12 protein-coding genes are annotated in these 13970 nt (G+C 72.5%); 5 read left to right on the forward strand and 7 right to left on the reverse strand.

What is annotated here, in order from left to right; all coding sequences use genetic code 11:
• Positions 1–64: 64 nt before the first annotated feature.
• The gene (locus QFZ64_RS04365) at positions 65–964 is read right to left on the reverse strand and encodes a hypothetical protein (RefSeq protein ID WP_307062498.1); all 900 of its coding nucleotides are present in this window, start codon (positions 962–964) and stop codon (positions 65–67) included.
• Between the two features lie 462 nt (positions 965–1426).
• Here QFZ64_RS04365 and QFZ64_RS04370 point away from each other — a divergent pair, with 462 nt between their 5' ends.
• The gene (locus QFZ64_RS04370; RefSeq protein WP_307062500.1) at positions 1427–3472 is read left to right on the forward strand and encodes a SpoIIE family protein phosphatase; all 2046 of its coding nucleotides are present in this window, start codon (positions 1427–1429) and stop codon (positions 3470–3472) included.
• A gap of 54 nt (positions 3473–3526) precedes the next feature.
• Here QFZ64_RS04370 and QFZ64_RS04375 read toward each other — a convergent pair whose 3' ends face one another.
• The 3 genes from QFZ64_RS04375 to QFZ64_RS04385 form a co-directional block, all read right to left on the reverse strand.
• Positions 3527–4729: a glycoside hydrolase family 64 protein gene (locus tag QFZ64_RS04375; protein WP_307062502.1), complete on the reverse strand. Its 1203-nt coding sequence runs from the start codon at positions 4727–4729 to the stop codon at positions 3527–3529.
• A gap of 132 nt (positions 4730–4861) precedes the next feature.
• Positions 4862–6154, reverse strand: coding sequence for a glycoside hydrolase family 16 protein (locus QFZ64_RS04380; protein ID WP_307062504.1), 1293 nt, complete (start codon positions 6152–6154; stop codon positions 4862–4864).
• A gap of 438 nt (positions 6155–6592) precedes the next feature.
• Positions 6593–7294 (reverse strand): TetR/AcrR family transcriptional regulator, encoded by a 702-nt coding sequence (locus QFZ64_RS04385; protein ID WP_307062506.1) that lies wholly within the window; start codon positions 7292–7294, stop codon positions 6593–6595.
• 157 nt (positions 7295–7451) lie between these two features.
• Here QFZ64_RS04385 and QFZ64_RS04390 point away from each other — a divergent pair, with 157 nt between their 5' ends.
• On the forward strand, positions 7452–8669 hold the full coding sequence (locus tag QFZ64_RS04390) for a saccharopine dehydrogenase family protein (protein ID WP_307062508.1): 1218 nt from the start codon (positions 7452–7454) through the stop codon (positions 8667–8669).
• 84 nt (positions 8670–8753) lie between these two features.
• Here the strand turns inward: QFZ64_RS04390 and QFZ64_RS04395 are convergent, their stop codons facing one another.
• A complete protein-coding gene (locus QFZ64_RS04395) occupies positions 8754–9032 on the reverse strand; it encodes a GlsB/YeaQ/YmgE family stress response membrane protein (RefSeq protein WP_307062510.1) in 279 nt (92 codons plus the stop codon).
• A 384-nt stretch (positions 9033–9416) separates the two neighbouring features.
• Positions 9417–9956: a hypothetical protein gene (locus QFZ64_RS04400; protein WP_307062512.1), complete on the reverse strand. Its 540-nt coding sequence runs from the start codon at positions 9954–9956 to the stop codon at positions 9417–9419.
• 314 nt (positions 9957–10270) lie between these two features.
• On the opposite strand from QFZ64_RS04400, the gene QFZ64_RS04405 reads away from it, so the two are divergent.
• Both QFZ64_RS04405 and QFZ64_RS04410 read left to right on the forward strand, forming a co-directional pair.
• On the forward strand, positions 10271–10501 hold the full coding sequence (locus tag QFZ64_RS04405) for a DUF397 domain-containing protein (RefSeq protein ID WP_307062514.1): 231 nt from the start codon (positions 10271–10273) through the stop codon (positions 10499–10501).
• A gap of 282 nt (positions 10502–10783) precedes the next feature.
• On the forward strand, positions 10784–11701 hold the full coding sequence (locus QFZ64_RS04410) for a helix-turn-helix transcriptional regulator (protein ID WP_307062516.1): 918 nt from the start codon (positions 10784–10786) through the stop codon (positions 11699–11701).
• A gap of 129 nt (positions 11702–11830) precedes the next feature.
• Here the strand turns inward: QFZ64_RS04410 and QFZ64_RS04415 are convergent, their stop codons facing one another.
• Complete coding sequence (locus QFZ64_RS04415) at positions 11831–12649, reverse strand: SAM-dependent methyltransferase (RefSeq protein ID WP_307071567.1); 819 nt, start codon at positions 12647–12649, stop codon at positions 11831–11833.
• 193 nt (positions 12650–12842) lie between these two features.
• Here QFZ64_RS04415 and QFZ64_RS04420 point away from each other — a divergent pair, with 193 nt between their 5' ends.
• Positions 12843–13958 (forward strand): PP2C family protein-serine/threonine phosphatase, encoded by a 1116-nt coding sequence (locus tag QFZ64_RS04420; protein WP_307062517.1) that lies wholly within the window; start codon positions 12843–12845, stop codon positions 13956–13958.
• The last annotated feature ends 12 nt before the right edge of the window (positions 13959–13970 follow it).

Here is a 13970-nt window from a genome sequence, read left to right on the forward strand (position 1 = left end):
CGCTCCGCGGTGGATGCCGGTGGAACTGGTGCGCCAGGGTCGCGTCGAGCCGGGTGCCCTCACCTCACGTGCGGCGCTCCCGGCGCTGCGGGACCGCCGCAGGCGGCGTCGTGAAGCCACCGGGGAGCGGCGCCCCGGCCGCCGACCGCGGGCCGGGGCGCGGCGTGGCCTGTCGGGGGGCGGCCGGCTGCCGTGCCGGGGGCCGCATCGGAGCGGGCACGTCCACCGACGAGCGCTCGGCCGATGGGTGTTCCACCGAACGGCGCTCAGCAGCGATCCGCGACGCCGCGGACCGCTCCGTCGCGGACCGCTCCGTCGTGGACCGCCGCGGCGCGGAGCTCTGCGGCGCGGACCGTTCCGCCCCGGGCCTCTCTTCCCCCGGCCGCTCCACCCCGGACCGCCGCGGCGCGGGCCGCTCCGCCCCAGGCCGCTCCGCCCCGGGCCGTTCCGCTCCGCTCTGCTCCACCCCTCCCCGCGCCATGATGGGCCGCCGCGGCGCGAGTCGGGCGGTCGGCGGGCCCGTCGGCCTCTGGGGTTCCGGGGCGGGGTGCGGGGGTGCCGGGGGGCGTGGGGTGGCGCGGGCGACCACCCTCGCGTGGGTCATCAGTGGGGCGCAGCGCTCGCACACCTCCGCGAGGGTCCAGACGCGTCCCACCGCCGGGTTGTGCCGCAGGACCAGCAGCACCGTGCCGCCGCACAGGACCCTGGTGCCAGGGTGCGCGGAGCACTGCTGCACCCGGCACTGGCAGGACGCGTCGCCTCGTACCGTGGCCGCCTTGGCGTGGGCGGCGGCATGGGCCTCGGCGAACCGGCGCAGCGCGGCGACGTCCCGGGAGCGGGACGGCATCCGGCAGGCGGCGCTGCAGACGACGGAGGCGGAACGGTCGCTGTGACCGGTGACCCGGACGGTCCAGATCCGTCCGGGACGGCGGGCTGCGGGAACCTCGGAATGTGCGAGTGCCACGGGCGGGATTCCTTCGTGTGCGGGGGGCTGCTGCCGTGTGAGGGCCGGCGCTCCGGTACGGGCGCACACCTATCCCTACCCGCCCGGACGCCCGTTCCAGCCTCCCGACCCGCCGGGCTGCCGCCCGCCGTCAGGCCCCGTCCGGCGGATCTTCTCGGGCCCGCGATGCCTGGCACGCGGTCTCGCCGTGCGTCCGAATCCCTCAAGTACGTCCAGTGCGAGGGAGATCCGGGCGTGCGCCGGGAGCACGTGTCCGACGCCGCGGACCGCTCCCCGGAAATCCGCCGGACGGGCCCTGGCCCCGCAGGGTGAGCACCGCGCCCCACGGGCACCCTGGTTCACACCCGCAACGTGTCGCGGGCGGCTCCCGCTGTTGCCCCGGCGGCCGTCCTGTGACGTAATCGGATGACCCGCACAGAAGATGTCGGCGGTGCAGTTGCCGCGCCGGAGGGAGCGGCGGACATGCGTGTGTATCCGGGCTCGGCCGGCGACGAGATGCCCGCGGCGCCGGGCGCACTGCTCGACCTGCTGCAGGTCGCGGCCGTGGTGCTGGACGCCGAGGGCCAAATCGTCCTGTGGAGTCCGGAGGCCGAACGACTGCTCGGATACACGGCGGAGGAGGCCCTCGGGCAGCGCGCCGACCACTTCCTGGTGTCGTCCGCGCAGCGGCACCGGGGCCGTGAGCTGTTCGCGCAGGTGCGCTCGGGCACCCGCTGGGCGGGGGTGTTCCCGCTGTGCCACAAGGACGGCACCGAGCACCCGGTGGAGTTCCGCACCATGCGGCTGGACGACAGCCGGGGTGAGGTCCACATGCTCGGCCTGGCCACCGACGCCCGTACCGTACGGGGCGTGGAGCGGGACCTGGCGCTGTCCCACATCCTCGTCGACCAGACACCGGTCGGCATCGCGGTCTTCGACACCCGGCTGCGGTGGGTGGGGTGCAATCCGGCGCTCGAACGGCTCAACGGTCTGACCGAGTCGGCGCTGGTGGGCCGCAGGCTCGGCGAGGTCCTGCCGGGGCTGGACACGCGGACCATCGAGGACCGGATGCGGCGCGTGCTGGAGACGGGCGAGCCGCTCCTCGACCAGCAGACGATCGGGTACACGGAGGCCGGTACCGGGGAGCGGGCGTTCTCGGAGTCGTACCACCGCATCGCGGACGCCCGCGGCCGGGTGCTGGGTCTTGCCATGGCGATCATCGACGTCACCGAACGGCAGCAGGCGGCGTCGGAGGTGGTCCGGGCGCGGGAGCAGCTGGCAGTGATCGCGGACGCGGGGGTGCGGATCGGCAGCACGCTCGATCTGTGGCAGACGGCGCGGGAGCTGGCCGATGTGACGGTGCCGCACCTGGCGGACCTGGCCGCCGTGGACGTACTGGAGTCGGTGGTGGCGCACGGCATCGTCGCGCCCGTCATGGCGGACACCCATGTCGAGTTCCGGGCGCTGGCCGTCGCCTCCGGCTACGCCACCGACGCCATCCGCGCCGCCGACCCGGTCGGGCAGCTCGCCGTCTACAGCCCCTCGCGGCTGATCACCCAGTGCGTGCGCGAGGCGGAGCCCTGCCGGGTGGAACACGTCGACGCGGCGGTGATGCGGCGCATCGCCCGGGACGCGCACGCCGCCCAGGCCCTGCGCGAGGCCGGGGTACACAGCTATCTGGCGGTGCCGCTGCGGGCGCGGGGCGAGGTGCTGGGCACGCTCAGTCTGCTGCGGACGCGCAACGAGCGGCCCTTCGACGACGCTGACCAGGTCCTCGCCTGCGAACTCGCGGCGCGCGCCGCCATGTGCATCGACAACGCGCGGCTGTACGGGCGGGAGCGAACCGCCGCGCTCACGCTCCAGCGCAGCCTGCTGCCGCCCGCGCCCGCCCGGCACGAGGGGCTCGATGTCGCGGCCCGCTATCTGCCCGCGCTGAGCGAGATCGGCGGCGACTGGTACGACGTACTGCCGCTGGGGCCGGGGCGGACGGCGCTCGTCGTGGGCGACGTGATGGGCAAGGGCGTCCAGGCGGCGGCGATCATGGGCCAGTTGAGCGCGGCGACCCGGGCCCTGACCCGGCTGGACCTGCCGCCCGCCGAGCTGCTGGGCCATCTCGACGACATCATGGGCTCGCTCGGCGACACGATCGCCACCTGCCTGTACGCGGTGTGCGACCTGCGCCGGGGCCGGTGCGTGCTGTCCAGCGCCGGCCATCTGCCGCCGGTGCTGCTGCGCCCCGACGGGGAGGCGGAACTCGTGGACGTGCCGCCCGGGGCGCCGCTCGGGGTCGGGGGCGTGGACTTCGGCACCGTGGAGGTCGAGCTGGCGCCGGGGGCCCTGCTCGCCCTCTACACCGACGGGCTGGTCGAGAACCGGAACGAGCCCATCGACGTCGGCCTGACCAGCCTGACCCGGCTGCTGCGGGGCTGCCGGCTGCCCCTGGAGCGGATCGGGGACATGCTGCTCGGCGCGCTGCGCCCCGAACCCGACGACGACGTCGCCCTGGTACTGGTGCGCACCCGCGCGTGAGGGGCCCGGCACGACTCGGACCCCTCACCCGCGACCGATCCCCGAGCGCGGCCCTTACAGGCCGGTCAGGGTCAGCCGGATCCCGGTGGGTGCGGTGTCCTGGATGTACGAGGCGAAGTCGGCGACGTCGTCGAAGGCGAAGCCGTAGGCCTTGCCGTCCTCGGTGGCCGCGTGGATCGCCTTGGAGTAGTGGTTGGTCAGGTCGCCCCGGTAGAAGTCGGCGGCGTTCGTCGTCGGCTGGGCGGCGGTGCTGACCAGCGTCGAGCGGTTGAAGGCGGCGCCGAGGACGGCGGCCACCGGGCCGGTGGTGCCGTCGTTGGGGGCGGCCAGGGCGCCGTCGCAGAACAGCACGTCACGCGTGGACGGCTTGGCGAAGGAGACCGAGCCCGGCCCGCTGAAGGTGAGCTTGTCGCCGCGCACCCGGCCGGTGAAGGTGCCCGCGTTGGTGGTGACCTTCAGGTCCTTGCCGGTGTACAGGCTCCACGCCTGGTCGATGTAGGGCGCGAAGTAGTCCTTGGCGAACAGGCCCGCGTCCAGGCCGTGGCCCGGGGCGATGATGCGGGTGTCGTCGACGACGAGCTTGGAGAACTCCGCGACCTGCTTGACGGCGGCGAACGCGGCGGCCCGCCCGCCGCTGCGCACGGTGCCGGTCGTCTGGTCCTTGGCGCCGGTGAGCCGGATGCTCATCGGCACGCTGAACATGTCGACCATGGTGGTGTTGCAGAACATGCCGGAGGCGTTGTGGGTGAACTCCGCGCAGTCGTGCAGCACCTTGAAGTTGGGGTCGGAGGAGACCCAGCCGGCCGGGTACTGCAGGGCCGGGTTGCCGTTGCCGTCGGCGACTGCCTTGAACTTCAGCTTCTCGCCGAGCGCGACGTAGATGCGGCCGGACATGTACGGCAGGGACAGCTTGGTCTCGCCGCTGCCCGCCAGCGTGATCGCGTAGTCGGTGAAGCCGTCCGCGCCGTTGTCCGACAGCGCGATCGGCGCGAGCGTGCCGTCGGGGGTGACGCGGACCTGCTTCCCGTCCTGGTTGCCGACGATGTACACGTACACGGAGGCGTTGGCGTACTCGCCGGTGCTGTTGACGATCGTCAGCGGCAGCGCGCCGCCCGCGGTGGTCTTCGCCTTCCCGTCGGCGGGCCCGGCCAGGGCGTACGGGGCGACGGCGGCGATCGCCGGAATGCCGACGGCGGCACCGCCGATGCCGAACAGGATCTTGCGGCGGGTCAGGTTGCGCTGGTGACGGGGGCTCATGCAGGGGACTCCTCGGTGCGGATGGGGGTGGGGGGACGAGTGCGGTTCAGCGGAGGTGCGTGGGGGTGTGAGCGGGGGATGTGGGCGCGGTGCGGCCCGGGGTGCGGGCGGGTGCCCGCTCTCCCCGTCCGGTCAGGCGAGCGTCCACTTCTGGTTGGCGGTTCCGGAGCAGGTCCAGATCTGCAGCCGGGTGCCGTCGGCGGAGGAGTTGCCGGTGGCGTCCAGGCACTTGTCGGCGCCCACGTTGGTGAGGTCCTTGGCGGAGGTGTACGTCCACTGCTGGGCCTTGGTGCCGTTGCAGGTGTAGAGCTGCACGGGGGTGCCGTCGGCGGTGCCGGCTCCGCGCACGTCCAGGCACTTGCCCAGGGCGCGGACGGTGCCGTCGCTGCCGAGGGTCCACTTCTGGGCGTCGACGCCGGTGCAGTTGTGGAGCTGGATGGGCGTCGAGTCCGCGCTGGAGCCGCCGGCCACGTCGACGCACATGTCGCCGATTCCCTTGAGGGCGCCGGTCTTTCCGCCGGTTCCGCCGCCGCTGTCGCCGCCGGTGCTGCCGCTGTCGGAGGCGCTGACGTGGACATAGTCGATCACCATGGTCTGCGGCAGGGAGGTGTTCCCGTCCGGGCTGCCGGGCCAGTCACCGCCGACGGCGAGGTTGAGAATCATGAAGAACGGGTGGTCGTAGACCCACTTGTTGCCGTTGACGTCGGCCGGGGTGCGGGTCTCGTAGACCTTGCCGTCCACCGACCAGGCGATGCTGTTGGGCTTCCAGTCGACCGCGAAGGTGTGGAAGTCGTCGGCGAACGCCTTGCCGTCGGGGAGGGTGTAGCCGGCGCCGATGCCGCCTGCGCCGGAGTAGCCGGGGCCGTGGATGGTGCCGTGGACCGTGCCCGGCTCCTTGCCGACGTTCTCCATGACGTCGATCTCACCGCTGTTGGGCCAGCCGGCGCTGCCGAGGTTGTCGCCCAGCATCCAGAAGGCCGGCCACATGCCCTGGCCGCGCGGGATCTTGATCCGGGCCTCGAAGTGGCCGTACGCCTGGGTGAACGACTTGGCGGTGTTGAGGCGCGCGGAGGTGTACTGGCAGGTGCCGTACCAGCACTGCAGGCCGGAGTCGCTGTTCTTGCGGGCGGTGATGACCAGGTGGCCGTCGCCGTCCAGGGACGCGTTGCTCGTGCTGTTCGTGTAGTACTGCAACTCGTGGTTGCCGTTGCCCGAACCACCGGTCTCCAGCGTCCACTTGGAGCCGTCGGGGGCCTTGCCGGCCGCGCCGTCGAAGTCGTCGGACCAGGAGACCGCGGCAGGAGCGGCCTGGGCCTTGTTGGCACCGGAGGTCGTCGTCATGACGACGAGCGCGGTCACGAGGGCGGCCGCGGTCAGGACGAGAAGTCCTCCGAGCGACCATCGGCGTGCGCGATGAGCAGCCATGGCTGAACACACCTTGTCTTGTGGGGAGTCGGGGAGAGTCGGGGGAAGTCGGGAGGTGGGGCGGATGTCTTGGGGGTTGGGGATGCAGGTCGTCGCGGTGCCGGACGGGACGCGGCCGGGAGAGAACGCACCCGGTTGCTGAGAGCGCTCTCAGTCAGGCCGGAAGCCGTCGGCGGATTCCTGATGCTACGCACGACGGCTGCGTGGGCCAACCTCCCTGCACGGCAAGGAAAACGCTCTGACGTGCGGTTTTGGTGAACGAGGTGAGGAAGCGAGGATCGCTTAACCGGCTTTTAAGACGCGCTTAAGAAGATCCGTTCGGCTTTGCGTCCGAGGCCGGATTTCGTCCTCGGCACCTCCCGGCGCCCCGCCCGGCGCAGCGCCGGCAACCCGCTCGAAGCCGCCCGGCGCCCTTGTGCCGCGGACCCACGGCCGCGGTCAGTGCCGTCGCAGTCGCGCCGCCGCACTGCTCAGCAGCATGTCCAGGGCCGTGGGGTACGCGCTGGTCACCATGCGGGTGGCCAGCAGCGGCGCGGCCTCCGCGATACGCGGGTAGGTGTCGGCCGGCGCGTGCGCGTACGTCGAGCGCCACTTGCCCTCGTCCGCCCTCAGGGCCGCCTCCGGAAGCGCCAGCGACGCCGCGTCCAGCGCCGCGAAGGCGAGGGTCTGGTCGATGAAGGCGTGATAGATCCGCACCGTGTCCGGCAGCCCGAACCCCGCCGTGCGCAGCAGGTCGAGGATCACCTCGTCGGCGGCCAGTTCGTTGGCCCGGCCGGTGACCCGGGCGGCGGTCAGCAGCGCCGCCTGGGGATGGGCGACGTACGCGGTGTGGATGCGCAGCCCGATGTCGCGCAGGTCCGCCCGCCACTCCCCCGTCGGCCGGCGGTCGCGCAGTGCGTGGCCGATGAGCGCGTCACCGATCGCGAGGGTCAGCTCGTCCATGCCGCGGAAGTAGCGGTAGAGGGTACTGGGGTCGCAGTCGAGGGCGATACCGAGGCGGCGGGCGGTGAGTCCGCCGCTGCCGTGCTCGCGCAGCAGGCGCAGCGCGGTCTCGACGATCAGCCGCTCGGAGAGCACCGTGCCGCTCTTGGTGGGCCTGCGCCTGCGACGCCGCTCCTCGGGAACCACCGGCTTTGCCATGCCCGCCCGCTTTCCTTCGCTCGCTGAGGCTTCCGCTCCGTGCGGCCCCGATGGGTGGAGCCGCCGCCTCCGGCCGACCTTATGCCAACGCCATTGACCTTGAGACACAGGGCGGCGTTGTATCGGCCGGACCGGAGAAGAGGAAGGGAGTCACGTCATGCGTGTACTGCTCGTGGGGGCCGGCGGGGTGGGCACCGCCCTGACCCGGGTCGCGGCCCGGCGCGCGTTCTTCGAGACGATGGTGGTGGCCGATCACGACCCCGCGCGGGCCGAGGCCGCCGTCGCCGCGCTCGACGGGGACGGCCGTTTCCTCGCCGCGCGCGTGGACGCCGGCGACGAGGCCGCGGTGGCGGCGCTGCTGGCCCGGCACCGGTGCGACATACTGGTCAACGCCACGGATCCGCGGTTCGTGATGCCCCTCTTCCGGGCCGCGCGGGCCGCCGGGACCGGGTATCTCGACATGGCGATGTCCCTGTCCCGCCCGCACGCGGAGCGCCCGTACGAGGAGTGCGGGGTCAAGCTCGGCGACGAGCAGTTCGCCGAGGCGGCCGACTGGGCGGGGGCGGGCGTGCTCGCGCTGGTGGGCATGGGGGTGGAGCCGGGGCTCTCGGACGTCTTCGCCCGGTACGCCGCCGACGAACTCTTCGACGAGATCGAGGAGATCGGTGTCCGGGACGGCGCGAATCTCACCGTCGACGGCTACGACTTCGCACCCTCGTTCAGCATCTGGACCACCATCGAGGAGTGCCTCAACCCGCCGGTGGTCTACGAGGCGGACCGCGGCTGGTTCACCACGGCGCCGTTCAGCGAGCCGGAGGTGTTCGAGTTCCCCGAGGGCATCGGCCCGGTGGAGTGCGTCAACGTCGAGCACGAGGAGGTGCTGCTCGTGCCGCGCTGGGTGGACGCACGCCGGGTGACCTTCAAGTACGGCCTGGGCGAGGAGTTCGTCCGGACGCTGAAGACGCTGCACGCGCTGGGCCTGGACCGGACGGATCCGGTGACCGTGCCGGGCGCCTCGGGTCCGGTGTCGGTGTCGCCCCGGGACGTGGTGGCCGCGTGCCTGCCGGACCCGGCGACGCTGGGCGGGCGCATGCACGGCAAGACCTGTGCGGGAACCTGGGTGCGCGGCGTCAAGGACGGCGCGGCGCGGGAGGTGTACCTGTACCACGTGGTCGACAACCAGTGGTCGATGGCCGAGTACGGGTGCCAGGCGGTGGTGTGGCAGACGGCCGTACAGCCGGTCGTCGCCCTGGAACTGCTCGCCACGGGCGCCTGGTCCGGCACGGGCGTACGGGGCCCGGAGGCCTTCCCGGCCCGGCCGTTCCTCGACCTGCTCACGGAGTACGGCTCGCCCTGGGGGCTGCGGGAGCAATGAGCGCGGCCGTGGCGGCGGTCCGGCCCCACCTCGCGGCGTCGCGGAACGTGGCCGCGAGGTGGCCGGACCGACAAGCGCCGACGATCAGGCATGTCGGTGCGAGCGCCGGTTGCCGGTGAGGACTCGGTAGAGCACGAGCAGGATCAGCGAGCCGACGATGGCGGCGATCCACGTCGACAGTTCGAAGAAGCCGTCGACCGAGTCCACGCCGAAGATGACCTTGCCGAGCCAGCCGCCCAGCAAACCGCCGGCGATGCCGATCAGCATCGTGACGATGATGCCGCCCGGGTCCTTGCCCGGCAGCAGCAGCTTGGCGATGGCTCCGGCCAGCAGACCGATCAGAATCCACGCGATGATGCCCACGGTGTCCTCCACTCATCGGATGTGATGTACATGCCGTCGCATGTGCGTTCCTCATCCGTCTGCACCGTGAAGGCCGTCGCAAACCAACCGTCGGAAACGCGCGGCGATTTCCGCGCCCTCCCGGACCCTTCCGTGACCTTCCGTGCCCTTCGACGTCCTCTCGGCGTCCGCCCAGCGCCCCTCAGCGGCTGTTCGCGCCCCCGCGTCCGTCCGCGGCGCCCGGTGCGGGGCGTGCGGTGGTACGCGGGGGCGCGCACGACATCGTGCCGGCGCCGGGCTCCCCGCGGCCCCTCCCCATGGGCCGCGCGCGGGAGCCCGGCGCCGGTGTGCTCCGCAGACCCTCCCCCGTGAGGTCTGGCCGGAGCCGGAGGGCGCCCGCCCGGGTCACACCCGGAGTGTGCGGGCGAGCGCCGAGGCCGCGGTGACCAGTTCCTGGTCGTTCTCGGTGAGCAGCGGAGCAAGGAGGTGTCGATCGGCCCGGACGGCACGGCGTGCCTGCCGTTCCCAGCCGACCCAGTCCTCGCCCCGGCGGAGCAGCTTCGGGTAGGAGGCGGCCGTCAGCTCCCACTGGCGGGCCTCGGCGATGTTCCGGAGCAGTACGACGACGCCGGCCCGGCAGGCGGCGCTCGGGAGCCGGGCGATCTCCCAGAGGAACGGCACCGTGGGCGCGGTGGCCTGTTCCACGACGAAGCCGTACTGGCAGATCCGCTCGCGCAGTTCGGCCAGGGCAGTACGCGCGACCGCGTCATCGCCCCGGGCCACAAGGTCCAGCAGGGACGGAACGGCCGCCGCGGAACCCCTGGAGTCCCGCATCCGGCCCCAGGGCACCCGCGCGAGGTTTCTCAGTGGTGCCGTCACATCCGCCGCGGCCGGCGTCGCCGTCCGGTGCTCCGTTCCAGTCTGCTCGGTTGTAGCGGCACTCATGATGTCGGGCCCTTCCACGGCGCTCACGTCGGTTGTGCGGCGAAGCCGGCGGTACGCGCAGGTCGTGAGCCTGCGGTGCCCGCGGTCCCGCTCCGCCACGACACGGCACGTACCTGATGTCATGTCAGATCGCGGCGCCAGGGCGGGGGTTGACGCCGCTGCTATTATCCATGCCGAAAGCGAGTCCGTGCAATTGCACGGGAAATTTCATGGAAGTTGGCCGGATGCGGACCCCGCCGCCCGGCCGGTGACCGCCACGGGCCGGCGCCCGCGCGCGTTCCACGGAACGACGGAACATCAGCAAGGAGAGTGCGGTGCCCCACGTAGCCAATGGAGTGCAGGCAAGCTCGTTGGAAGCCCGGTGGATCAAGAGCAGGCACAGCAACGCGGAGGGCAACTGCGTCGAAGTGGCCGCCCTGACCGACGGCGGCGTCGCGATGCGCAACTCCCGTGATCCGCACGGGCCGGCGCTGGTCTACACCTCCGCGGAGATCGCGGCGTTCCTGGCCGGTGCCAAGGAGGGGGAGTTCGACCACCTGGTGTGAGGACGGCCGCTGTGAGCGCGGCTGCCGTGAGCGCGGCTGCCGTGAGGGCGGCTGTCCCGCAAGCGGCCGCCGCGAGCACGGTCCCTCCCGCGTGGACCGGCGGGAAGGGCCACGGCGGGGATGCTCCGGCGACGAGCCGGGCGCAACTGCCGGTCGGACGGCCGCACTTCGGGGAGCGTCGAAACGGAGCCGAGGCCTGTCACTTCCGGCGTCCTCCGCTGCCGGCACACCTCGGGATGCGACAATGAGGTCTCGTTCTCTGCCTGTCGACTGGGAGCCAGGATGTCCTCCACGCAGCATCGCGTCTCCCGGCTGGAGACATATCTCGACCGGACCGAGCCCGCGCCGACCCTGCTGAAGATGCTGGTCGGCGTGCAGCTCGCCGGGTTCCGCGAGGATGCCGAGCTGTCGCAGGAGCAAGCGGCGCGCGCCCTGGGGTTCAGCCCCGCCAAGCTCTCCCGCATCGAGGCGGGCAAGGGCCGCCGTCCTCCCGTCGAGGCGGACGTCCGCGCGCTGCTCGACCTGTACGAGGTCGACGAGTACGAGGCCTCGATCCTGCTGAAACTGCTGCGGCGCGCGGGCGAGCCGGGCTGGTGGCAGCGGTACGACAAGCGGCTGATGCCCGAGTGGTTCGACCGGCTGGTCGGGCTCCAGGAGGCGGCCGCCGCCATTCGTACCTTCGAGATCCAGTACGTGCCGGGGCTGCTGCAGACCCCCGCCTACACCCGCGCGATCGTCGAACGCGGGCTGCCGACCGCGTCGGCCACCGAGGTGGAGCGCCGGGTGGAGCTGCGGACGCGCCGCAAGCGGCTGCTGGACCGCGCGGACGCGCCGCAGTTCTGGGCGGTCCTCGACGAGTCGGTCGTGCTCCGCGTCCTGGGCAGCCGCGAGATCATGCGGGACCAGCTGTTGCATCTGATCGAGATGGCCGCGCGGCCCCATGTGACCGTGCAGATCATCCCGTTGGACGTGACCCGCGCCTCCGCCCCGGCCATCCCCGTGACGTACCTCCGCTTCGGCGGCTCGCACCTGCCGGACGTCGTCTATCTGGAACACATCAAGAGCGCCAACTATCTCGAGGACCGTGACGAGACGGAGGAGTACCGGCTGGCCCTGGACCGGCTGGCCGACGAGGCGCTCGACCCCCGCCAGTCCGTGGAGCTGCTGCGCGAGACGGTGGCGAGCCGGTATCCGGCGTAGCCGGGGCCGCTCCCGCGCACAGTGGTGTGCCGCGCGATGGCCTCACGCGGACTTCCTCGCGCGGAAGTGGTTCGCGCGAGGTGGGCACGGGTGCCCGACGCCCCGCGCGGGGGTGCTCGTCCGGCCGGATCAGGGAACGCGGGCGACGCCGCCGAACTCGATCCACTCCCGCGTCTGCTGGCGGGGTGCCACCTCGGTGTCCGGCCGCCAGGTGGAGACCTCGACCAGACCCGGCGGGAGGATCTCCAGCCCTTCGAACAGCTCGGCCACGTCCTGCTCCTGGCGGACCCGGCCCCAGTTGCCCTGCGTCGTGGTGTCCATGAAGTCGGTGACGTAGTCCCGTACCTCGGGGTCCTCGCTGACGAGCTGGCACATGACCATCAGGCTGCCGGGCGCGAGCCGCTCCCGCACCCGGCGGGCGAGGGCGGGCGGACCGTCGGTGTCGCTGTCCGGTATGCAGTGCATCACCGACACGAACAGCACGCCCACCGGCTCGGAGAAGTCGATCAGCCGCTTGGTGTCCGGGTGGGAGAAGATCCCCTCGGTGTCCCGCATGTCGGCCTGGATGACGGCCGTGCGGTCGTTCTGGTCGAGCAGCGCGCGGCCGTGCACCAGCACCATCGGATCGTTGTCGACGTACACCACCCGGGACTCGGGATCGATGCCCTGGGCGACCTGGTGCACGTTGTCCTGGGTCGGCAGGCCGGACCCGTGGTCCAGGAACTGCCGGATGCCGAAGTCCTCGGCCAGTACCCGGACCACACGCTGCAGGAAGCGGCGGTTGTTCACGGCCAGCACCCGGGTGCTGGGCACGACCTTGTCGAGCTCCTCGACCGCCGCCCGGTCCGCCGCGTAGTTGTCCTTGCCACCGAGGTAGTAGTCGTACATACGCGCGGCCGTGGGCACCGTCGCGTCGATCTCCCTGGACAACTCCCTGCCAGGCCGCATTGGTTCCCCCATGATCCGTGCCGCGTCAGCCCTCAGCAGCATCAGACAGTACATCCTCCGAAGCCGTCGTTCGACGGTTCCGGGGGATCCGTTCCGGCCCGTACGGCCCGGTGCGCGCCCGGGGTGCGCCGGGGACGCGTGCGTAGGAGCGTAGGCGGGGAATAGAGGAACCGGGCCGGCAGAGGGGAACGTCATGGACGGGCGTGTGGTGCCGCGCCACGACCGCCGGGAGGACCGGGGGTGGCTGCGCGGCGCCCCGCCGCCCCCGTACGTGCGGTTGCTCCCGTTCGCCCTGCTGCTGGGCCTCTCCCTGGCGGGCCCGATCGACGGACACGCGCTGGACATCGGGTTCCTCCTCGGCGCCGTCCCGCCGCTCGCCGTGCTGTCGTACGGACCACTGGCCACCGCCGCCTTCGGCGGGCTGGCCATCTCACTGCTGTACATTCCGGCCGTACGGGTCGACCATCCCGGCAACACCGACCTGCTGGCCATCTGCTTCATCACGGTGCTCAGCGTCTTCGCCTCGCTGGTGCGCAGCCGCCGCGACGCCCAGCTCGTCACCGTGCGCACCGTCGCCGAGGCCGCGCAGTTCGCCGTGCTGCCGCCACTGCCGGAGCGGGTCGGCCCGGTGGGGTGCGCGGGCCTGTACCGGGCGGCCCAGCGCGAGGCGCTGGTGGGGGGCGACTTCTTCGACGTCCGGGACAGCCCGTACGGGATCCGGGCGGTGGTGGGAGATGTCCAGGGGCACGGGCTGTCGGCCGTCGGCACGGTGGTGTCGCTGCTGGGCGCGTTCCGGGAGGCGGTGCTCGACGAGCCCGACATGCGGGACGTCGTGGCCCGGCTGGACCGCCGGCTGGTGACCGACACGGCGGGGACCGAGCACGCGGAGCTGTTCGCGACGGCGGTGCTGCTGGAGTTCTCGGCGCGGGCGTGCGAGGTGTCGGTGATGTGCTGCGGGCAGCCGCCCCCGCTGCTGCTGCGCGACGGGCGGGCCGCCGAGCTCGACGTGCCGGAGGCGCCACCGCTCGGTCTCGGGCTGGGCGAGCCACCGGTGCCCGAGCGGGTACGGGTGCCGCTGCGCCGGGGCGACCGGCTGTTCGTGGTCACCGACGGGGTGACCGAGGCGCGGGACGCGGCGGGGCGGTTCTATCCGCTCCGGGAGCGGCTCGCGAGGCTGGCGGGCGCGCAGGTGTCGCCCGTGGCGGCGGTCGCACGGGTGTGGGAGGACCTGGGACGGTTCGCCACGCGGCTCGACGACGACGTGACGATGCTGGTGCTGACGCCGGAGGCGGTGGAGGGGCGGGGGTGACGGAGGCATCGG

Origin of the sequence: Streptomyces sp. B3I8 (genome assembly GCF_030816915.1) — a bacterium.
Taxonomy (GTDB): Bacteria; Actinomycetota; Actinomycetes; order Streptomycetales; family Streptomycetaceae; genus Streptomyces.

Coding starts and splice junctions, on each gene's coding strand:
- QFZ64_RS04400 (WP_307062512.1), bottom strand. CDS start 9,956: ATGAGTGCCGCTACAACCGAGCAGACTGGAACGGAGCACCGGACGGCG.
- QFZ64_RS04415 (WP_307071567.1), bottom strand. CDS start 12,649: ATGCGGCCTGGCAGGGAGTTGTCCAGGGAGATCGACGCGACGGTGCCC.
- QFZ64_RS04420 (WP_307062517.1), top strand. CDS start 12,843: ATGGACGGGCGTGTGGTGCCGCGCCACGACCGCCGGGAGGACCGGGGG.
- QFZ64_RS04410 (WP_307062516.1), top strand. CDS start 10,784: ATGTCCTCCACGCAGCATCGCGTCTCCCGGCTGGAGACATATCTCGAC.
- QFZ64_RS04380 (WP_307062504.1), bottom strand. CDS start 6,154: ATGGCTGCTCATCGCGCACGCCGATGGTCGCTCGGAGGACTTCTCGTC.
- QFZ64_RS04375 (WP_307062502.1), bottom strand. CDS start 4,729: ATGAGCCCCCGTCACCAGCGCAACCTGACCCGCCGCAAGATCCTGTTC.
- QFZ64_RS04385 (WP_307062506.1), bottom strand. CDS start 7,294: ATGGCAAAGCCGGTGGTTCCCGAGGAGCGGCGTCGCAGGCGCAGGCCC.
- QFZ64_RS04370 (WP_307062500.1), top strand. CDS start 1,427: ATGCGTGTGTATCCGGGCTCGGCCGGCGACGAGATGCCCGCGGCGCCG.
- QFZ64_RS04390 (WP_307062508.1), top strand. CDS start 7,452: ATGCGTGTACTGCTCGTGGGGGCCGGCGGGGTGGGCACCGCCCTGACC.